The 21,890-nt window shown below is 42.5% G+C and carries 18 protein-coding genes; 8 read left to right on the top strand and 10 right to left on the bottom strand.

The genetic code is table 11. The features are described from left to right. The first annotated feature begins 117 nt into the window (after positions 1-117). The 6 genes from C0V77_RS13460 to C0V77_RS13485 all read left to right on the top strand — a co-directional run bounded on the left by C0V77_RS13460 (position 118) and on the right by C0V77_RS13485 (position 8,289). Positions 118-2,709 (top strand): T9SS type A sorting domain-containing protein, encoded by a 2,592-nt coding sequence (locus C0V77_RS13460; RefSeq protein WP_101726855.1) that lies wholly within the window; start codon positions 118-120, stop codon positions 2,707-2,709. Positions 2,710-3,084: 375 nt separating this feature from the next. Then, positions 3,085-3,990 (top strand): OmpA family protein, encoded by a 906-nt coding sequence (locus C0V77_RS13465; RefSeq protein WP_101726856.1) that lies wholly within the window; start codon positions 3,085-3,087, stop codon positions 3,988-3,990. A 192-nt stretch (positions 3,991-4,182) separates the two neighbouring features. After that, the gene (locus C0V77_RS13470) at positions 4,183-5,223 is read left to right on the top strand and encodes a DUF4097 family beta strand repeat-containing protein (RefSeq protein WP_101726857.1); all 1,041 of its coding nucleotides are present in this window, start codon (positions 4,183-4,185) and stop codon (positions 5,221-5,223) included. A gap of 49 nt (positions 5,224-5,272) precedes the next feature. Further along, on the top strand, positions 5,273-6,043 hold the full coding sequence (locus C0V77_RS13475) for a pentapeptide repeat-containing protein (protein ID WP_101726858.1): 771 nt from the start codon (positions 5,273-5,275) through the stop codon (positions 6,041-6,043). A gap of 215 nt (positions 6,044-6,258) precedes the next feature. Next, positions 6,259-6,921 carry an ABC transporter ATP-binding protein gene (locus C0V77_RS13480; protein ID WP_101726859.1) on the top strand — a complete coding sequence of 221 codons (663 nt, stop codon included), beginning with the start codon at positions 6,259-6,261 and terminating at the stop codon, positions 6,919-6,921. A gap of 39 nt (positions 6,922-6,960) precedes the next feature. After that, positions 6,961-8,289 (top strand): TolC family protein, encoded by a 1,329-nt coding sequence (locus C0V77_RS13485; protein WP_101726860.1) that lies wholly within the window; start codon positions 6,961-6,963, stop codon positions 8,287-8,289. A 46-nt stretch (positions 8,290-8,335) separates the two neighbouring features. Here the strand turns inward: C0V77_RS13485 and folK are convergent, their stop codons facing one another. The 8 genes from folK to C0V77_RS13525 form a co-directional block, all read right to left on the bottom strand. Next, the gene (folK, locus tag C0V77_RS13490) at positions 8,336-8,824 is read right to left on the bottom strand and encodes a 2-amino-4-hydroxy-6-hydroxymethyldihydropteridine diphosphokinase (protein WP_101726861.1); all 489 of its coding nucleotides are present in this window, start codon (positions 8,822-8,824) and stop codon (positions 8,336-8,338) included. Beyond that, positions 8,824-9,582, bottom strand: coding sequence for a geranylgeranylglyceryl/heptaprenylglyceryl phosphate synthase (locus C0V77_RS13495; protein WP_101726862.1), 759 nt, complete (start codon positions 9,580-9,582; stop codon positions 8,824-8,826). Before C0V77_RS13495 ends, folK begins: the two co-directional genes overlap by 1 nt. Continuing rightward, positions 9,563-9,961 carry a hypothetical protein gene (locus C0V77_RS13500; RefSeq protein WP_101726863.1) on the bottom strand — a complete coding sequence of 133 codons (399 nt, stop codon included), beginning with the start codon at positions 9,959-9,961 and terminating at the stop codon, positions 9,563-9,565. Before C0V77_RS13500 ends, C0V77_RS13495 begins: the two co-directional genes overlap by 20 nt. A gap of 239 nt (positions 9,962-10,200) precedes the next feature. Then, positions 10,201-11,394 (bottom strand): molybdopterin molybdotransferase MoeA, encoded by a 1,194-nt coding sequence (locus C0V77_RS13505; RefSeq protein WP_101726864.1) that lies wholly within the window; start codon positions 11,392-11,394, stop codon positions 10,201-10,203. Positions 11,395-11,607: 213 nt separating this feature from the next. Further along, on the bottom strand, positions 11,608-12,369 hold the full coding sequence (locus C0V77_RS13510; RefSeq protein WP_143706095.1) for a hypothetical protein: 762 nt from the start codon (positions 12,367-12,369) through the stop codon (positions 11,608-11,610). Positions 12,370-12,515: 146 nt separating this feature from the next. Next, entirely contained in the window at positions 12,516-13,637 is a 1,122-nt protein-coding gene (locus C0V77_RS13515; RefSeq protein WP_101726866.1) for an XdhC family protein, read from the bottom strand. Between the two features lie 30 nt (positions 13,638-13,667). Then, positions 13,668-14,192 (bottom strand): nucleoside deaminase, encoded by a 525-nt coding sequence (locus tag C0V77_RS13520; protein ID WP_409012792.1) that lies wholly within the window; start codon positions 14,190-14,192, stop codon positions 13,668-13,670. 36 nt (positions 14,193-14,228) lie between these two features. Continuing rightward, on the bottom strand, positions 14,229-15,383 hold the full coding sequence (locus tag C0V77_RS13525; RefSeq protein WP_101726868.1) for a cysteine desulfurase family protein: 1,155 nt from the start codon (positions 15,381-15,383) through the stop codon (positions 14,229-14,231). Between the two features lie 334 nt (positions 15,384-15,717). On the opposite strand from C0V77_RS13525, the gene C0V77_RS13530 reads away from it, so the two are divergent. Beyond that, complete coding sequence (locus C0V77_RS13530; RefSeq protein ID WP_229236278.1) at positions 15,718-18,183, top strand: phosphoenolpyruvate carboxylase; 2,466 nt, start codon at positions 15,718-15,720, stop codon at positions 18,181-18,183. 72 nt (positions 18,184-18,255) lie between these two features. Here C0V77_RS13530 and C0V77_RS13535 read toward each other — a convergent pair whose 3' ends face one another. Continuing rightward, positions 18,256-19,473, bottom strand: a complete 1,218-nt coding sequence (locus C0V77_RS13535) for an anhydro-N-acetylmuramic acid kinase (RefSeq protein ID WP_101726870.1) — start codon at positions 19,471-19,473, stop codon at positions 18,256-18,258. 121 nt (positions 19,474-19,594) lie between these two features. Here C0V77_RS13535 and C0V77_RS13540 point away from each other — a divergent pair, with 121 nt between their 5' ends. Further along, the gene (locus C0V77_RS13540; RefSeq protein WP_101726871.1) at positions 19,595-20,440 is read left to right on the top strand and encodes a PIG-L deacetylase family protein; all 846 of its coding nucleotides are present in this window, start codon (positions 19,595-19,597) and stop codon (positions 20,438-20,440) included. On the opposite strand, the gene C0V77_RS13545 is transcribed toward C0V77_RS13540, so the two are convergent. Continuing rightward, a complete protein-coding gene (locus C0V77_RS13545; RefSeq protein ID WP_101726872.1) occupies positions 20,441-21,745 on the bottom strand; it encodes a D-alanyl-D-alanine carboxypeptidase/D-alanyl-D-alanine-endopeptidase in 1,305 nt (434 codons plus the stop codon). It abuts the gene before it with no gap. Between the last annotated feature and the right edge of the window lie 145 nt (positions 21,746-21,890).

Here is a 21,890-nt window from a genome sequence, read left to right on the forward strand (position 1 = left end):
ATATACCATATATTTTTTTAATTATTGCCAGCACTAATTTATCCGTTTGGTTTCAGGCAAAATGTTGTTTTGCAAACAAAATTCTATTACTTTTCGGAATCCATCGACGTCTCAAAAATGAAAAAGAATTTACTCGCTACGCTTTTGCTATTACTGACTTTCTTCTGCGGTTTTAGTCAGGAACAACCCCCGGCAGTTGAATGGGCCGAACCTTATCGCGGAGGTACAAGAGGGGGCAGCATCTCACCTTTCAAGGGGTCTGGCCATTTATTTGCACTAATCAAATACCAGAATTCAAACAGCGGCTCAGCAAGTATCAGCAAGTTTAATGCTGATGGATTTGTAAAAGACCAGTATATCAGCGCAGAAGGGGGTTCTTCAAATGCTCCGGTAATGACTCAATGTGCATCGCAGGATGGTGGCGTTCTTGTATTTTTGCTGATGGACAGAGAACTGAGAAAATATGATGATAACCTAAATTTAAGTTGGCAAAAAAATGTCAGCTACCAGGTGCAAAATGCCACACCAACACAGTCAAACGGATTCTATTTATTAACCAACCGATTTGTCAGCAACACTACTTTAACCGAGATAAAGAGGATAAAAAGTGACGGCAGCGAAGAATGGACCCTTGAATTAACAGATATTTCAAACATAACTGATCTGGAAACCAGTGCTGATGATGGGTTGATTGTGGCCTATTCAAACGGTGTTCGTAAATATAACGCCAATGGCTCACTGGCCTGGTCAAATACCGGTATCTTTGGCAGCTATCAGATTATGCCCTCTGCCGATGCATCTTTCTATGTTTTAGCCCGCAACATCACCACAAACATCAGCTATGTGGTTCTGGTTAATTCTTCTAATGGCAATGCAACCTGGACAAAGTCCTTAACCGGTGAAACCATTACCGATTTCGAAAAAACAACCGACGCAGGCTGTGTGTTCAGCACCAATACAGGGCTGTATAAGTATAATTCCTCAGGTGTGCTTCAATGGAAAAACGTTGATTATACTTCCGGCAAAATTGCTGTTTCGGGCGATGATAAGATTTTCGTTGTCAGAGATAACGCCATTTTCAAGCTCAATTATAACAATGAGACCCTCTGGACCAAAAACTTCAACCGTAATCACTATATCATTCAGGATATTCAAGAGGCATCAGACTTTGGCTTGTATGTAAATGCAGTAAAAAATGGCACAGCGTTCAATACTTCTCCAAATTTTCTCGTTTTCAAACTCGCAGCTCCGGCTTCGCCCTGCAAAATGTCTTTTGATATTACAGGCAATAACGCCACTTTTTGCCAAAGCGGCAGCATAGACCTTGGCGCTTCGTTTGGCAAAGTTTCGTTTAAGCACATGGCGCTTCTCACAGATATTTCAATTCAGTGGTACAGAGGCAACTTTGCCTTAACATCGGCCACAGACAGTGCCTATACCACTTCTATTAATGGCAATTACCGACTGGAGGTTACGCAAGGTAATTGCGAAGCCTTATCGAGATCGGTAACACTGAAAATAGTAAATGAAACGTCGCCTTTTGTAACAACTGATAAAAGAATTATTTGCCAGGGCACGCAGACCTCATTAAGAGCGCTGGGCTGCGAAGGCAAGGTGGTTTGGTCTACAGGTGATACGGGTGATACGCTTTGGGTTGCCCCAACTGCCACTACCAGTTATAGTGCCGTATGCGAGCAAACCATCAATAATGAGACCTGCCAGAGTGCGCCCAGTTTAAAGATTACCATAACCGTAGTGAGTACATCTAACCTGCAAATAACGGCAATAACGGGCAGTAAAGAGTTTTGCGAACAAGATTCAACCGTGCTGGAGCCTGTCATTACCGGGGGTATTGCCCCATTCAGCTATATGTGGTATATGTGGGCCTCTGCCGACAATACATTATCTTATGAACCAAAGCTGGTAGTAACCCAGGAAAACAAGTATATACTACAAGTTTTTGATAATGCCGGCTGTTCGGCATCAACAGATTTGTTTGAAATCAGGAAAAATGCCAAGCCGCTGGCACCTACCATATTATCGCCTTCCGGCACCCAGATTTGTACCGGTGCAACCGTCAGTTTAACTACTGCGGCCAAAGAAAACAGCTATTTGTGGTTTAAAAATAATACTGGCATTGCAGAGGCAACCAAAGAAGCTTATACCCCCACCTCCGCAGGCATATACAAACTAAAAGTCACCAACACCAAAGGTTGCTCGGCGATGTCGGCCAATGCCATAACCATTACCGAAGTTGTTATTCCGCAGCCTAGTATTAAACAATCGAATGATAGTTTGGTATCAAGTGCAACCAGCGGAAATAAGTGGTATTTTAATGGCAGTGAGTTGTCTCAAACCAGCCCTAAAATCCAATTCACTCAATTGGGCAATTATCAGGTGAAGGTGTTTGACAAAGGGTGTGAGAGCCCAATCTCGGCTGTTTTCCAACCTGTGTTATTGGCTAATGAAGAACATACCCCTTACATCCAACTATACCCCAACCCGACTGCCGATAAGGTATATCTGAAATCAGCAAGGTTGTTTACTTATAAACTGATAGATGCAGCAGGGCGGTTAGTTGGTAAATCTACTGTTAAGCAGGATACGCATACGATTGATTTTACTGGCTTTTCTACTGGCAATTATTTTATTGTTCTGGAAGAAGAAAACGGGAATATTTTGGTGAAACGGGTGAATGTGAGTAGATGAGGGGTTTCCTTGTTAAAAGAATTTCGCTAAGTTAGAAATGAGCTTCTTTCAAGGAGCTTTTATTTATACCCAGAAGGCTATTGTATTGAACAAGACGTGTTCAATACAATAGCCTTTTTGGATTGTTGAGTATTTTTTTTCCCTACCAGTCTGAGACTACTACATTTTCAGGCATTAATTTATCCGGCTATTCCGGCTTTTAAAACCTCACTTTTGCTCATTCCGGGCTGATTTTAATGGTCAATTATCAAACGTTTATACACTTGATGGCATAATTTTTTACGCTTCTTCTGAAAACTCAAGGCATCGGAAGCACAACAACGCAACTCTGAATCCTTCCGGCCGTAAATATGTAATATTAAAACACGCAATCTCATGAAAGTTTTAGTAAAACCCCTGATTATCTTTTTTGCAGCCACTTCGCTGGCTTCGTGCGTAACAAAAAAGAAATATGTTGCCCTGCAAAATGAATATGATCGCTCGCAGTCTAATCTGGTAAAATGTGGCGACGAAGTGCAAGACTATAAAGACCGCCTGGCTGCCGCTACGAGAAATGCCGAAAACCAGAATATGGCTTCGCAAAGTGCTATTCAGCAACGCGACCAACAGCTTAGCTACATGAAAGACCAACTGGAAGACCTGAAAAAACTGCGCGACAGACAACTGGAACAAGTGGGCGACCTGACGGTGTTATCAAAGGCCGCGAATGCTAACATTGACAACACGCTGTCGCAAATGCAACAAAAAGACCTGTACATCAACCGGCTTCACGCTGCCAGAACCAAGACCGACTCAATTAATCTGGCCTTAGCCGTTAACCTGACCAGCGTGCTCAAAGACGGTATTGAAGATAAAGACATTGAAGTAAAGGTTGATAAAACAGTGGTGATGATTAACATCTCTGACAAAATGTTGTTTAACAGCGGAAGCTATAAAATTACCCCAAGAGCAAACGTAGTGCTGGGTAAAATTGCACAGATAGTGCAGTCAAGACCAGAACTTGAAGTAATGGTTGAGGGCTACACAGACAACGTTTCTATTAAAAATGATTGTATTACCGACAACTGGGATCTGAGCGTAAAACGGGCCACTTCTGTAGTAAGAACACTGCAAGGCCAGTTTAAGGTAGACCCAAATAAACTGATTGCAGCCGGCCGTGGCGAATACAATATCCTGACAAGCAATGATACGGCAGAAGGGCGCTCTACCAACCGCAGAACCAGAATAATTCTGATGCCAAAATTAAACCAGTTTTATGAACTGCTTGGTTCAACCAAATAACAGGTAGAAGACACCCAACAAACGGGCAGAATCGCAGGTGTGATTCTGCCCGTTTGTTTTTAAACCTAAGCCAGAAGTGACCCCGTAAATGAACCATCAAAAAAAAATTGTCTTATTTACGCAACTTGCCTTTATTTTTCTGCATCTTAAGATAAACTGTATCAAATTATCATTTTCTAACTATACATAATTATGAAAAAACTACGCTTATTGTTTGTAACAGCATTATCTGCTATCAGCATTTCGTATGCTCAGGACAAAGAATCACCATATTTTGTAAAAACGTATCGCTCGGCCGAAATTCAGAATGTTAATGTTCGAACCTCCGGTGGTAGTATTTCAGTTATCGGCCAGGAAGGCAGCGAAGCCCGTGTTGAAATTTACGTAAAACCTAATAACTGGAACGGGAGCTCGTTAAGTAAATCTGAAATTGAGGAAAGACTAAGAGAATACGAACTAAGTGTAAAAAAAGAAGGCAGCACCATTTACTGCGTAGCCAGAAGAAAAAATGAAAGTGGCTGGAACAACTGGAAAAAATCGTTGAATATATCATTCAAAATTTACTCGCCTGAAAAAATCTCAACAGACCTGCAAACCAGTGGTGGTGGTATAACCCTTAAAGACCTTACCGGCAACCTGAGTTTTTCTACCAGCGGTGGCGGCCTGAAACTATATAATCTGGGTGGTAATATTAAAGGCAGAACATCAGGCGGTGGTATTGATATTACCGACAGCCGCGATAACATTGACGTAAGCACCAGTGGTGGTGGCATTGACGCTACTAATTGTAAAGGCGATATCAGACTTGTTACGTCTGGCGGGGGGCTTCGCCTAAAAAGGCTGAACGGCATGGTAAAAGCTTCTACCAGTGGTGGGGGCATCCGAGCAGAGGAAATAGGCGGAGAGTTCATTACTTCAACTTCAGGTGGCTCTATACATCTTGAAGACATTACTGCCAGTGTAAAAGCCTCTACCAGTGGTGGCGGTATACATGCCGACATCAAATCCCTGGGTAAATACTTGTCGTTATCAACCAGTGCAGGAAGTATTACGGTAAGAATGCCGCTGGACAAAGGCATGAACCTTGATTTGGATGCTAACCGCGTGCGTGTGCCAGAAATAAGAAACTTCAATGGTCGTATCGAAAAAGACCGTGTAAGAGGTTCGGTTAACGGTGGCGGAATACCCGTAACAATGGATGCCAATTCTGGCAGCATCAGTATTAATGACTAAACAAACCCGGAACTAAATCATAAAATTTATTACTTAATACCGATAAAACATGAAAAAACTATTCATCTTTCTTTTATGTGCCGGAATTGGCGGCTCGGCCATTGCACAAAAAGAGGTTTCGGCCAAAACAATTTTCGAAGCCATAGACCAGGGCAAAGCTGTTAATTATGAAGGTGTAACCATAACCGGCAACCTGGATCTGACAGAGCTATCAAACAAAAAGAGAATCAAAAAAAGCAAAGGTTATGAAGAGTATAAAAGCTATGTTGAAGTACCCGTAACTTTCAAAAACTGCGTTTTTAAGGGCGATTTCATTGCTTACAAAAACTCTGAAAATGAAAAAGGTGGTAAATGGGGCAACACCTCATGGAGCATTGGGGAAGGTGCCACCTCTACAACAGACTTTGAACGGAGTGTAACCATAGAAAACTGTACTTTTGAAGCAAAAAGCGAGTTTAAATATTCTGATTTTGCCGACAAAGCCTCTTTTGCCGGAACCAAGTTTCAGAAAGAAGCCAATTTTAAATATGCAGGCTTTAAGAAAGAATCAAACTTTGCTAATTGCAAATTCGGCGAATACGCCAACTTCAAGTATTCTGACTTTAAGTATGATGCCGATTTTTTTAGCGCAGACTTCAGAAACTATGCCGACTTCAAATATGCCAATTTTAACGAACGCGTTACATTTAAAGGTTCAACCTTTAATAACAATGCCGATTTTAAATATGCCGAATTTAAAGACTCTGGTAATTTTGATAACACCAGGTTCCGCTCGGGTATTGATATGAAGTACTCAAACGGGAAGAAATATATCAACTGACCTGAGTAATCAAAGAACCCAACCCCTTGTCCGAAGGCGTACAAATCCTGTCCGTTTTCGGACATTTTTATTTTACAAAAACATCTTAAATAGCTTATTATAAGACATTTAAATTTAATGGCATAAACTTTGGCAAACAGTTGTAGGAGCGTGAAACCTGAAAATCGGCCAGGATACAGTATCTTAACAACCAGAACTAATCAATTCAATCAAAAATGATTCAATTAAAAAACATATCTAAATATTACCCTGCGGGTTTCGGAAAAACTTATGTGCTGAGAAATATTAACCTGACCATCAATCCGGGCGAATTTGTATCTATCATGGGGCCTTCAGGTTCTGGAAAGTCAACCTTGCTGCATATTCTGGGTTTGCTTGAAGAAGCATCAGAAGGCGAGTATTTGTTTGAGGATATGCCGGTACAGAAGCTTTCAGAAAAAAAACGTACCGAATTACACCGTACCAGCATTGGGTTTGTGTTTCAGGCATATCATCTCATTGACGAACTGACAGTTTATGAAAACATAGAAACCCCGCTTTTATACAAAGGGCAGTCTGGCTCGGAACGTAAAAGCAGAGTAGCCGACGTATTAGACCGCTTTAATATGGTAGCTAAAAAAGACCTTTTCCCGACACAGTTATCAGGCGGACAACAACAGTTGGTAGGTATTGCAAGAGCCATTGTGGCCGATCCCAAGATAATCTTTGCCGATGAACCTACCGGAAACCTGCATTCTGAACAAGCCAAACAAATTATGGAGCTGTTTAAAGAACTGAACGAAAAAGACGGCGTAACCATAGTACAGGTAACTCACTCAGAAGAAAACGCTACCTATGGTAATAGAGTTATCAGGCTTAAAGACGGCTGGATTGATTAACACAACCCTTGTTTTGAAATTAGTGATAGAAAAAATACAATGAACAATTTACGCAAATACGTACTGCTTTTTTCGTTTTCGATGTGCCTCTCGTGTGTTAGTGCACAAACCCGGCTAACCCTGAAAGAATGCCTGGACATAGCCATAAAGAACAACCTTACTTATCGCGAAAGCCAGATACAAGCTGAAGCAGCCAATGTGGAACTACAAAGGGTGAGGTCACTGGCGTATCCAAGAATAGGTTTTGGCATAGGCCAGGACGTACGCCTGGGTAGAAGTATTGACCGTTTTACAAACGCCTACATTGAAGAGCTATACAGCACCAATGGCTTTGGGATTGACGCTTCAATAGCTTTGTTTAACGGATTTCAGATAAAGAATCAGATACAACAGAACATATTGCTGAAAGAAGCCGGCCAGAAAGGTATTGAAGCCAGCCGTAATATGATTACTATTAATTTGATGCAGGCATATTTGCAGGTGCTGGCGTCGCAGGAGCTGCTTGAAGTAGCGCTGCAGCAGGTAGAAACATCTAAAGCCCAGCTTGAGCGTATAACCAAGCTTGTTGATGCCGGAGTGTTGGGCCAAACAGAATATTTCCAGATAAAATCTCAGCTGGCTAATGATGAATTTGCACTCGTAACCACTCGCAACACATTAAAAACTAACAGGCTGGCTTTGTTTCAGCTGATGAACCAGACCCCCTCAAACAATGTAAGATTTGAGCCTATTAATGATGAGGTAAACATTTACAAAACAGATGATAACTTTGTTAATCAATTATACGAGCAATCGATTAACAGTTTCCCGTCAGTAAAAAGGGCTGAATTACAGTTGAAAAGCTTCAACAACCTCATAAAAGCAACAAAGGCCAATGTTATACCCAGCTTAACGCTATCGGCCAATTATGGCGCTTTTTATTCTACATCCAATAAAGCCGAAACATATATAAAGCAGATAAACGGTACGCGTAATGGTTCGTTGTCATTAAACCTGAGTGTGCCTATTTTTGGTGGTTTGCAAAACAGACCAAGGGTAGCAGCCGCCAGAGTGCAACAACAACTGACAGAAAATAATTTAAATACGGCTAAACTTCAATTGCGCCAGGCTATTGAGCAATCGTTCCAGTCTTTTGATGCGGCCTCTGAAAGATACAAGGTAGCTACTGAGCAGGTAGCCATTAACGAGCAGAATGTAAAAGCCGCCGAAAGCAGAATCAGTGCCGGAACTGTTAATTCGGTAGAATACGTACTGGCAAAAGTAAATTATGATCGTGCCAGAAGCAACCTGGTTCAGGCGAAATACGAAGTACTGCTACAACAAAAAATTCTGGACTTCTATAAAGACGGAGAATGGAGAATTAATTAGTAAAGGAATAAATAATAAGAAACATAGCTGCAACGGCTTATTGCGGCTATTGTTTTTTCCTGACCTCGCTGGTATCTGCACATACCTCCAACAATTGTGCATTACTTAGCTGAAGTTGAGGATGCAGTAGAGCCCCGGCAATTTCGGCCAGAGGAGCCAGTACAAATCGTCGTTCCTGAATAAACGGATGCGGCACAACCAGCTCAGGCAGCTGTATAATTTCGTTGTTGTAATACAGCACATCAATATCAATTAACCTTGCCCCCCATTTAAGGTCTCTCTTTCTTCCCATCGCCAGCTCAACAGCTAAAACGGCAGCTAGTACCTCAAGGGGTTGTAATTTTGTAGAAACACAAATTACCTGATTCAGAAAATCGTTCTGCTCTTTTAGCCCCCAGGCGGCTGTCTCATAAATGGCAGATTGCGCAATAATAGAACCTACGTTTTGGGAAATTTGCAAACGGGCCATATTAAGATTCTCTTGTCTGTTACCAAGATTTGACCCAAGCCCCAGATAAACCTGATTGATTTTCACTAAGCGGTTATTAAATTGAAAGATAGAATCACCTCTGCTATTTCGGGCAATAAGGCAGGGTTTTTCTCAAATGCATTGCCTATAACGATGATGTCAGCACCGGCTTCTAAGGCATCCTGGGCTTTTTGGGCAGAGTTAATACCACCGCCCACAATAAGTGGCGCAGCAATGTTTTCTCTTACCTTGCGAATCATTTTAGCAGATACAGGATTAATGGCCCCGCTGCCGCCGTCAAGATAAATAAGGCGCAGGCCAAGCATTTCTCCGGCTATGGCCGTGCAGGCGGCAATATCTGCTTTGTCGTGAGGGATGGGCGTTGTATTGCTGATATAAGAAACCGTTGTTTGCCGGCCGCTGTCTACCAGAATATAGCCCGTTGGCAGTATTTCAAGCCCACTGTGTTTCAGTAAGGGTGCCGAAATCACATGCTGGCCAATCAGGTAGTCCGGGTTGCGGCCTGAAATCAACGAAAGGAACAGAATGCCATCGGCAGATGGCTCAATATGCAGGCTATTGCCAGGAAATATTACAACAGGAATATTGGTTTGCTGACGGATGACGGCAATCATTTCAGCCATCATCTGATTCGTAATGAGGCTACCACCCACAAAAAAGAAGTCAACCCGGTTTTCTACGCAGCTGTATAAAAATTGATTAAATGTAGCAATCTCCACCTTGTCAGGATCAAGCAAAACAGCTAAAGCCTTTTTTTTGAGGTGATTAAGATTTAATATTTTATCAAGAAGTTGCTTCGGCATCTTTAGTTGTGAGGTGATCTATCAATTCCAGTAATTTTTCTTTTGCAACAGCTAACAGAATAGAGGTGGCAGCACCTTTCATGGCAGCCCATAACATAGAATCTCCGGCTTTTTCAGGTTCTGGCTCTGGCAGTGGCTCGGGGTCTTCGATAGTCTTTTTCCCGGCAGGTAAAAGAAGCTCAGTAACTGCATATACGGCCACGATGATTCCACCGATAACCAAAGCATTTTTACCTACTTTTTTAAGGTCTCCTATCTGGGTTTCAATGGCACCTAAATATTTATCTATGGATTCCTGCAACTGTTCTTTGCGTTCTTCACGATTGGCCTTTGGCGGTACAACAGGCACTCTGGTTATGGTTTCTCTTAGATTTTTCACTTTCCCACAGATTTTTGTTCAAAATTATTGAAAAATGCTAAAAAAAGAAAGGCTGAAGCCCGTTTATAGCAATTAAAGATTTCAGGTAAATGTAATCCTTCCGGTTTTTAAGCAGTAAGCTGCCAGCCTGCGCCGACAAACACTAAACTGATTAGCCGGCCAAAAAGTTTTGTATTTGGGTGGTAACAACTTCTAATTTGAGTAAACGGTTTTTTAGTGCTGGTACCCAATAAAGAATTTTATTGCCTGTACCGCCATACAGGGTAAAGGTTGCCTTTTTTATAAACTCCTTTACCCATAGGCAGCTGCATAAACGCATCTGCTTCTAACAGACTGGAGAGGTCGCCGGAGCCATTTCCTGCCACTGGTATTGCTTTTACAATGCCGCCGGGTTCTTGTATCAGGCGCACCTGCATAAAAAAAGTGAGTGGAAAATTCACTTCAAAATCTTCCGACAGCTCTGCCAGCTCGGGCTTAAGCGGCATTCCCTGCGACACATCAAGCCAGGGTTTAAAATACCGGTGCAAACACATAAAAGTAGAAACCGGATTACCCGGTAAAGCAAAAACAACCTTTGTGCCTTTTACGCCAAACCAGAATGGCTTGCCCGGCCTTTGCCCCACTTTATGAAAAAGTTTATGCACCCCCTGGTTTTCTAAAGCAGCAGGTACAAAATCAAATTTACCCGCCGATACCCCTCCACTCAGAACCAGCACATCGTAAGTATCCAGAAACGCCTTAATTTTCTGCTCTATAGTTTCCTGGTTGTCAGGCAATAAAACAATGTCGGCATGTACCCCCCAGCTTTTAAGGCAAGCCTGTAAAGCATAACTGTTAGAGGTACGAATCTGGTGTGCTAACGGGGTTTCAGTAACAGGTATAATCTCTTCGCCTGTGGCAATTAAAACTGCTCTTGGCTTTTTCTGCACCAATATTTCATGTTTGCCAATAGTGGCGGCTATTCCAATTTCTGCTGGTGTAATTCTGGTACCTGTTTTTACGAGCTTATCTTGCTTTTTCTTGTCTGCTCCTTGTTTATGTATGCTCAGGCCCTGTTCTTCCGGTATAACATTTATGGTTGCCAGGCTGTCATTAATGGTCACATCCTCGTATCTGATAACCGTATCGGTTCCATCGGGCAATATAGCCCCCGTCATTACTTCTATGCAATTTATTGGGTTTTGCAACATTACCTGTGGCTTACCTGCGGCTGCCGTGCTTTCAATACGAAAACTAACCTGACCGGCAACTATCTGCTTAAAAGCCAGCGCAATGCCGTCCATAGATACTCTGTTAAAAGGAGGAAAATCGCGGTCGGCGTAGAAATCTTCAGCCAGTATTCTTCCTGTGGCGTCTTCAATTGCTACTTTTTCTACCTGTGGTGTTATTGCGTGACTCAATATTATTGATTCAGCCTGTTCAACTGTTATCATATCTGCTAGCTTTTACAGGTTTATCTGTTGTTTAACTGCCCGGTTCAACAGCCTGATTTCTGAAACTATTAATGAATAAATATCTGAATGGTAAACAAAAACGCAGGGCGATGCAAACTTAACTCAATATTTGCTTTTTAAAATGATTTAAGACTCTACAATTGGCCAAAGAAGAAAAAAGCTACCCATCAGCGGGCTGAAGCAAGGCTTTTTTTAGCGGGGAATAAAAACAGGAGCATTTTTTTTAACCATACATTTGCGCATGATACTATCGGCAATCAGCAAAATACCCATTGAGAAAATAATTTTTCCGATAGTGAACGCAAAAGCCGGATAAACTTCAAAAACAAAACGGCTCAGGTATAAATAAATTTTCAAGGTAACAATGGCTATCGTACCAACTGCCAGCCTGTATCGGTTGCGGCTTAAAGGCCCGTTTACATAAAAGCTGATGCCCACAGTAATAATGTTAAGAGCCATCTCAACCATTATTAAGAAAAATATTAGTTTTTCGGACGAAAAATAGATTTTATATGCCTTTGCCAAAGAAAAACTAAAACCTAATGCTACTACAAAGCAAGCCAAAAAAACATAACCCAGCTTTTTGTTGTAAATACCTGATGCCCGTAGACGCAAACGCTGCTGGTTATATAGCACAAACAACACCACAAAGGCCAAAATATCATTGATAAGATTAGCAGCAAACAAAGAACCCGTTGATACAAAATAATAATAGATTTCGACCAGGATTTCAAGAAACAGAAAGGCAATCAACAAAAAATAACTGAGGCTGTCATGAACTCTTTTTCGATGAAATAAAAGGTACCCCAGGCAAAGCAAAGTTGGCGCCTGATTCAAAAATTTAGACAGCAAAAGCTCTTCCCAGGAAAGCATTTCCGGTACGGGCAAGAACAGAAAGAACAGGACAGTTAATAGAACAACTATCCCATGTAATGAAACAAACCTGGGTGACATGAAGACGGTTTTTTCAAAAGCCAAAGCATCTGATCAATCAGCAGTAGCTTATTCTAACTCAATAGCAAAATTATAAAGGGTTAAGGTTAACCGGGTAGGGGTAATCAGGGGACAATAATATTTCAGATTTTACAAAAAAGCAAATTTTATGTCTCGTAAATAGGTTTATTTCTGAATTTCAGCCTTCCGGCGTCTCTTCCGCTGAAATTTGCGCGTATTTCGGCACATACAGCAAGGGCAATCTCTTCTGGCGTGCTGGCGCCTATATCCAGCCCTACGGGACTAAATATGCGTTCTTCGTCTTCAGTAGTAATGGCTTTGCCCTCTTCTGCCATACGTGCATACATTTTTATTGTACGCTTTTTAGGGCCCAGCAAACCTATATAAGAAATACCGGTATTAAGCAGAGTTTGCAGATTAGTGTAGTCGGTCTCGTAATCATGGCACATAGAAATAGCCGCGGTGAATCTATCTACAACCGGCATGTGATTCTTGGGCATTACGGCGTCGGCAGTTGCAAAAAGAGACGGATGCATTCTGGCCGGATTACAGATAACCGTTACTTTCCAGCCCAGCTCTTTGGCTATGCGCACCATTGGATAAACATCGTAGTTACTTCCAAACACATAGAGGTGTACGGGTGGTGGCACCACTTCAATAAATAAACTTATTGTTGCCTCTGATGCTAAAACATAGGTTTTAGAAACTGACTTGGTGTTTAAGAGTGCCGTTTCTATTTCATGAACCAAATCTGCTTTGATGGTGTCCAGAGTGAAGCTGCTGTTGAAATGGTCTGGGTTGTCATACCTGAAAACCTGCCCCAATTCAACTTCCACTTCTTGCAGATTCGGTTTTTTAACATCTGTTACAGTTACAATAACATTGGGCGTGCGTTGGTTGAGGCAACTGCTTAGCTGCAAAACAGCATTTTGCTCATTGTGTGGGTCGAGCGGACTTATCAACACATCAATTATGCCATTACAACCCAACCCGACGCCTATCTGGTAGGGGTCGTCGTCGGTGGTATCATAAGTTATCAGCGTAGCTTTATTCTGCAGCATAACCAGCCGGGCTTTTTTGAGTGCATCCCCTTCAAGACATCCACCGCTGATACCCCCAATCCATTCGCCAGACTCCATCACCAGCATTCTTGCACCGGTTCGCCGGTATGAAGACCCCTCTACCCGCACCACGGTTGCCAAAGCGGCTTTATTCTTACTAAAGTCTATTTTCTGATAGGCCTCAACAATCTGCTTAATCTCTTTCATATATATCCTAAAAAAAGGCATATCCGTAATTTAATAGGCTATTTTATCTTCTTTGTTTGCCCAAAGCTCAAAGGCAACATGCGCTTCGTCTCTGCTCATTGCTTCTATGGGTATCTTCCGTTGTTCTAACGGAAGCGGTATTTCATGGTACAAGAATGCGTCATCGAAACCAATTTCGGCGGCATCATTACGTGTATTACCAAAATAAATTCTACCAAGCCGAGCCCAGTAAATGGCGCTCAGGCACATGGGGCATGGCTCACATGAAGTATAAATTTCGCAATTGCTTAAGTCGAAAGTCTCCAGGTTTTTGCAGGCATCTCTTATGGCCATAACCTCGGCATGTGCGGTAGGGTCGTTCGTGGCAACAACCTGATTATGCCCCTGCCCTATTATCTGGCCATCTTTCACTATTACTGCCCCAAAGGGTCCCTGCCCAACACCCGCCTGGCTGCCAATCAATGATAACTGGATGGCCTTCTGCATAAATTCTCTTTTTTTGTCTTCCATAACTCTATTGTCAATAACCCTGTGGATTCTTTGATTTAAAATCATTACCGGTGTTTTAAGTTCCGGGGCTTAGATACTCATTCAATCATAAACTCCCACGCGCCTCATTCTGCCTACCACCTCACATACATGTCTGATGCCCAATTCAACATCGTCGGCAGTGGTGTTTCTTCCGAGACTAAACCGAACCGAGCCGTAGGCGGTGTCGTCGTCAAGCCCCATGGCTTTCAGCACATAAGAAGGTTCTGTTGAGGCAGAATTACAAGCCGAGCCATTGGAAACAGCAATTTCGTTGAGGCTCATCAGCAATTGCTCGCCGTCAATCCGGCCAAATCTGATGTTAGTGGTGTTAGGCAGGCGATTAGCCCTGTTGCCATTGATTCCGGCCTCCGGCAGCTGGTTTAATATTCCTTCTTCAAGTTTATTTCTTAACCCGGCTAGGCGTTCATTTTCTTCATGTATATCCCGGTGGCAAAGTTCAGCAGCTGCGCCCAAACCCACTATACCTGCTACATTAAGTGTACCCGACCGCAAGCCGCGTTCATGCCTGCCCCCATCTTGCTGGGCAATGATATTCAGGTTCTTTCTGACATATAGCGCACCTACCCCCTTTGGCCCGTAAAACTTATGTGCCGACAGGCTCAGCAAATCAATTTGGTCATCCATTACATTCATTGGCAGTTTACCCACTGCCTGGGTTGCATCGGTATGAAACAACGCCTGATACCGGTGGGCTATCTGAGCTATTGTTTTTAGCGGTTGCAAGACCCCCGTTTCGTTATTGGCGGCCATTACGGAAATCAGAATTGTATCGGGTCTGATACACCTTTCAAGGTTCTCAATATCAATATTGCCTTCTTTATCTACTGGCAGATACGTAATTTCTGCACCAGATTTCTCCAGATGGGCGCAGGTATCCAAAACGGCCTTATGCTCGGTTTCAACAGTTATGATATGCTTCCCCTTTGCGCTAAAAGCCTCATAAACACCTTTAATAGCCAGATTAACCGATTCTGTTGCCCCGCTGGTAAACACCATTTCTTTTTCTGCTGCACCTATTAAGCCAGCTACCTGCCGCCGCGCAGCAGTTACTGCCTCAGCTGCTTTCCAGCCATAAGCATGAAAACGACTGGCGGCATTGCCAAAATGGCTGGTAAGATACGGCAACATGGCGTCTAGCACCTCAGAGGCCAGAGGTGTGGTAGCGTTGTAATCCATGTAAATCGGGTACTCCATGCATTAAAAAAATTAATACCTACGGGTTGTGATGTGTTTATATCTACCTTTGAAAAGTAAAAATACTGAATTTAACGATTATTGCTGCCGAAAAAGAAATGGCTTTCATAAGAATTGATTTATCTTTTGAAATATTTTAACTTTTTCAAGAAAAGCCAAACTTTATTCGGCTAAACAATCAAAATACAGTAGATTTTTACGTAGTTTGCTCATTCAAAACATTAATACTAGTAAAAAAATGCTGGGAAATTCTATTGATTCGATTTTTACACAGGAAATTCATAATAAATACCTTGTATTTAATACACTTTTTTCAAGGTTACCTTATGACAAGATGACTAAAATTGGTCAATTAATGCCTTTTCTGCACGATATGTCAGAGGCCGGTTTTGAAGAAGGCAAAGAACCGAAAGAAATCATCGACACGTTTTTCAGGCAATATACCTCTATCAAAGAAGAAAAGGAAAAAATTGACCTTTTGTTCAGGTTCATAACCTATATAGAACGGCAGGTGGTACTTTTTGACAGCGTAGAAGACTCAGCCTTTGAAAAGCTTTATCCGCTCAATGGCAAAGGTACTTTACAAAGCACCCTTGAACTGGCCGTACAACAAAACAAGCTGGATGAAGTTCAGAAAAAACTACAGAACTTTAAAGTGCGTATAGTTTTTACAGCGCACCCTACACAGTTTTACCCCAGCAGTGTACTGCGTATTATTCAAGACCTTGAACAGCTTATTCCTAAAAATGATATTAACGGCATTGACTCGCTGCTGCAACAGCTGGGCAAAACGCCTTTTATTAACGATAAAAAACCTACCCCGCTTGAAGAAGCACAAAGTATTATATTTTACCTGCGCCATGTGTATTATCAGGTAATAGGTGAAATACACGAAAAACTGAACACCTATTTTCAGAACAATAATAACAGCCAGGGCTTCAAGCCTGTGCTTGAGTTGGGTTTCTGGCCAGGCGGCGACCGCGACGGCAACCCTTTTGTAACGGCAGAAATATCCAAAAAAGTTTCGACAGAACTGAGAACCAGCATCCTGAAATGCTATTATAACGATTTCAAAATTATTTGCCGCCGTTTAACATTTAAAGGGGTAATGCCATTGCTGACAGCCATCAGCAACCGCATTTACACCAATATGAACGGCCTTAAAAATGACCTGACATTGCAGGAGCTGCTTGCGTCATTAGACGAGGTAAGGCAAATACTGATAACCCAACATAAAGGCCTGTTTCTTGATTTACTAGACCGTTTTATACAGCAGGTAAAGTTATTTGGTCTTCACTTTGCCAGCCTGGATATCCGCCAGGACAGCAGCATACATGAAAATGTAATGGAGCAGATAAACCAGAAATATGGTATATCTGCCAAGCCTTATGCCGAATGGAATTATGATGAAAAACTCAGCTTCCTGACCGAGTATAAACTGGACATAAATGAAGACGACTTTGAAGATGCACTTGTGAAAGACACTTTCAAGACCATAAAAGTGATTAAGGAGATACAGACCCTTAACGGCGAAAAAGCCTGCCACCGATACATTATCAGCAACTCCACCTCTGTTTTCTCGGTGTTGGAGGTACTGGCACTCTTCCGTTTCTGCGGCTACAAGTCTGAGGAAATCAATGTGGATGTTTTACCTTTGTTTGAAACCATTGAGGGGCTCGACAGTTCAGAAAACACGATGTCGACGCTTTACCAGTTACCGTTCTACAAAAAACATCTGGAACACCGCAGCAAGCAGCAGTCAATCATGCTTGGGTTTTCTGATGGTACCAAAGACGGTGGTTATGTAAAAGCCAACTGGGAGATATATCAGGCCAAAGAGAAACTAACCGCCATATCGAACAAGAATGAAGTAGAAGTGATATTCTTTGACGGCCGCGGTGGCCCGCCTGCACGTGGCGGTGGTAAAACCCACCAGTTCTATGCCTCGCAAGGCCCGACCATTGCCAATAACGAGATTCAGATTACCATTCAGGGACAAACCATTACCTCCATGTATGGTTCGCGGTCGCAGGCAATGTACAACTTTGAGCAGTTGCTATCGGCAGGTATCATCAATGACGTTTTTCAGGACGACGCCTCAGTCATTAACGACTATGAACGCAGCCTGATTGATGAGCTGGCCGACGTAGGCGTGAAAAAATATTTTGAGCTCAAGGCTCACCCATTGTTTGTACCTTATCTTGAGAACAAAAGTCCGTTGAAATATTACGGCCTTACCAACATAGGCAGCCGCCCGAGTAAAAGAAGTTCGGGCAAGCAACTCACTTTATCAGACCTGCGCGCCATACCGTTTGTTGGGTCATGGAGCCAGTTGAAGCAGAACGTGCCGGGGTATTTCGGTTTTGGTTCAGCCCTGCAGAAAGTGATAGATGAGGGCCGCCTTGAAGACCTGAAGACCTTGTATAAAAACTCTTTGTATTTTAAGACGCTGATTGAAAATAGCATGATGGCACTTACCAAAACTTATTTTCCGTTGACTTATTATATGAAAAATGACCCTGAATATGGCAATTTCTGGCAGATACTTTATGATGAATATAAGCTTACAGTTGCCAATATGCTGCGGGTGTCAGGCGAACAAAGCCTGATGGCCAATGAAAGGCTAAGCAAATTGTCTATCGATTACCGCGAACATATAGTATTGCCCCTGCTCACTATTCAGCAATATGCACTTCAAAAAATAGAAGAAACAACAGACGAACAATTGAGGCTGGTTTACGAAAAAATGGTTACCCGCTCTTTGTTCGGCAACATCAATGCCAGTAGAAATTCGGCGTAAATCTGCCTTTTATATATGAATAGCCGCAGTAAACACTCAACTGTGGCTATTTTTTTTACCTTTTTTTGCTTATTAATTCGGAAAAGAAACTTTGCCCATAGATACACCCGGCACACCTTTTCTTGCGCCGAAATCGGTTGTGCCACCCACAAGCGCTTCATTGGCAAGAGTAGCAAATAGCACCGCCTCTTTGGCATCGCCGGATATTCCTAAATCATCGGTTCTGTAAAATTCAAAGTCAGGTAGCAACTCTTTCAACGATTGCATAATCAGTGGATTATGTACTCCACCTCCACTACCGTAAATCTTAAACGAAGCCGGGTTGGCTTTATATTCAGACAATTGAGCTACTAATTTCTGAATAGCCTCTGCAATGGTTTCGGCAGAAAAACGGCATAAGGTAGCCAGTATGTCTTCATGTGATAAATGCACTACTCCTGCTTTTTGCTGTGCAGTGGCCAGATAACCCAGATTGAATAGTTCCGGCCCTGTGGTTTTCGGGAAGGCTTTATTGAAGAAATCATCCTGCTTTAGCGCTTGCAACAGCGGCGCATTCACGGTGCCTTCGCTCGCCATCTGTGCGTCTTTGTCATAGGCCAGATTGAAGTGTTTCTTCACATAGGCATCAATAATAGTATTACCGGGGCCGGTATCCGTAGCAAATACCTCGTTGGCATCCAGGTTTCCGGCCAGATAGGTAAAATTGGCAATGCCTCCCATATTGAGTAAAATCCGGTTTTCGTCGCGCTTCGAGAAAATCAGGTAGTCGCCATAAACAGCCAGAGGAGCACCTTCACCCCCGGCAGCACAATGTTTCTGGCGGAAGTCTGACAAGGTAATAATACCTGTCTTTACGGCCAGATGGTCACCATCTCCAATCTGCAGGGTAGCGTTCGGGAATTTGTCCAGGCCATGCAGAATTTTAGGTGCATGAAAAACGGTTTGTCCGTGGCTTGCTAAAACATCTACTTCGTTGGGTCTGATGCCCCTGCTGGCCAGAAAATCATTCACCAATTGCCCATGTAAGTTACCAATCCAGGGGTTTAACACACACAATTGCTGGAAATCAATTTCCTTTTTGGCAAATACCTTTCTTATTTCGTCTTTTATATCTTCGTCAAAACTAACGGTATCAAAATCTACCAGTTCAATTTCGGTTTCTCCCCCACTTTTTCTGAATCTGCAAAGCGCAATATCCAGACCGTCCATTGAGGTGCCTGACATCAGACCGATAATGGTTCGTTCCCGCTTTTGGGCAATGTTGTAAAGTGCTTCTATGTTTCGGTTCATGGGGTAATGAGTTTACTGATAACCTTAAATGGTGCGCACAAAAATAGGCTATATGATTGAAAAACCAGCGTTATCTTCCTAGCTTAGTGGCAGACTTTAATCAACGTTTCACCATTTGTTTATGAAAAAAGTAGTTCTATTCAGCCTGATAGCTATTCTTCTTCTTCTGGCCGGCGGCTTTCTTTATTTAAGAGGCCAGTTGCAGGATGATTCTGTTCCATTGACCGATGGTTTTACCGGAGAAAAAGTGATGTTTATATTCCCTCACCCTGACGACGAAATTACCTGTGCCGGAACCCTGAAATTATTGAATAAACAGGGCATAGAAACCAGCCTGATTACTTTTACACATGGCGAAGCAGGCAACAGTAACGGCACGGTGAATGAAACCGACCCCATAAAAAAGAAAATAGCACTGGCTGACATCAGAGAGAAAGAACTGCGGGCTGTAGGAGAGCTATTAGGTGTGGCTCATCAGGAAATACTCAATTACCCTGATGGTGGCATTAAAGATATTCCGGCTGATTCATTAAAAAAGATTATCCGCCAGAAAATAGCCCTTTACCAGCCTACTGTTTTAATTACTTATGATGATGTAATTGGTTTATACGGCCACCCGGACCACCGCCTTATGGCGCAATATACCAAAGAGGTTTTTCTGGCAGATAAAGGCACAAACGGCTTTTCTCCCACAAGGCTTTACCAGGTTACATTGCCCGCACCTATGATAGCAACCGCTAAGAAGATTTCGGCCAGCTTTAAGAAGAATTTCAGCAAAAACAACACCTTGCCAACACCTGCAATGGCTGTCAGGATTAGTACCGCAGGTGAATTTAAAAAGCAAGCCATGTTGTTGCATGCCTCGCAAAGACCTACGTTTAATGACATGCAACCTTACTTTGATAAGGTACCCGCCTGGCTCTATTACAGAATATTTGACAAAGAATATTATGCTGAAGTAAAATAATCAATAGTGTTCATAAACCCATGTAAGTACTTTTTCTGCCTCACGCCGTATTTTAGAAGCCGGCAGGTTGAAATTATTATTCATCAGGCTTACAATCAGGGTTTTGCCCTTTTTAGTAACCAGATACCCACTCAGGTTATAAACGCCACCCAAGGTGCCGGTTTTGGCAAAAATAAAAGGCTTTCCGGTAGATTTAAATACGTTTTTGAGTGTTCCGGTTTGCCCGCCGGCCGGTAAAATAGTATAGAGTTTTTCCTGAGGCATTTCAGCACTTATTTTTTCAAGCAGCTTTACGATTGACCGGGGTGTGAAAAGATTGTACCTGGACAACCCCGAACCATCAACCCACTTTGGCGCATCGGGCAAGTCCTGCAGGTGCTTTTCAGTAACAGATTTTATTGCAAATGCCGTGTTCAGCGAATCCTTCAATACAGCGCCACACAGCAGCAGCAGGTGTTCGGCCAGCATATTATCGCTCTCTTGCATCATCAACCGGTATACATCTTCAGAGGCCATACTGTAAATAGTTCTGGCATCTTTCGGCACCGGAACATGCAGCAGGCTTACATTTTTTCTGAGCGTGTCCATCAGCAATTGCTGGGTAAGTGCCGAAGAGGTTTTAAAGGGTATATCTGTTTTATAGTTGTTTTTTTGCAAAGTAGACTTTGGCAAAACAAATATATTATCGGTCTGGATACGTTTAATGCTGCTACCCTCATCTTTTCTGTAGAAACTATTACTAAAAATAGCAGGTTGCGGGGCAAAGGTGCCTTTATCAATACTCACACGTATCACATTGCCATACATGGGTAACCCATAAATTTCGGCAGAATAATAATCATTGTAGTCGTCCCAGGCCCAACCTTCACCCATCGGCTCGTTAGTAAAATTACCATCTGAAAAAAACAGGTTTTTTGTACCCTTCTGGCTTTTCAAGAAGTTGAAAGCCTTTGTGCTTTTTAAATCATGATGAAAAAAAGTCGGGTCTCCGGTTCCCCAGAAAATCAGTGAGTCTTTATTAATGGTATATCGCAGGGCCGGAATAGAATCGCCCAGCGTTTTAAGGCAGGCATAAAAAGTAAATAACTTGGTATTAGAGGCAGGTGTAAAATACCTGTCGGCATTTCTTTCAAAAATAGCTTTCTTCGCGGTCGGGTCATAAATGGCCATTCCGGTAAAATTATGGGCAAACACTTCTGAGGTGTCTATCATGCGGGCAAAAGGCTGCCGACGGGATAAATTGTGGGAGGTAGTGCATGAAATGCCGATTATGGCCAGAAACACCCAAAGTATTGTTTTTTGCATAAACTATTTTTGACCCAATTTAAGCATTAAAAACAAAATCCGGAAAAACCCGGCAAGCTAAATTCAATTATTCATTCCTTATTTGTTCTGATTACCCAGAAGCAGAAAAAAAAGGAGTCTGTCGCAGATGCAGGAACAGACTCCG

It is taken from the genome of Emticicia sp. TH156 (assembly GCF_002855535.1).
Lineage (GTDB): Bacteria > Bacteroidota > Bacteroidia > Cytophagales > Spirosomataceae > Emticicia > Emticicia fluvialis.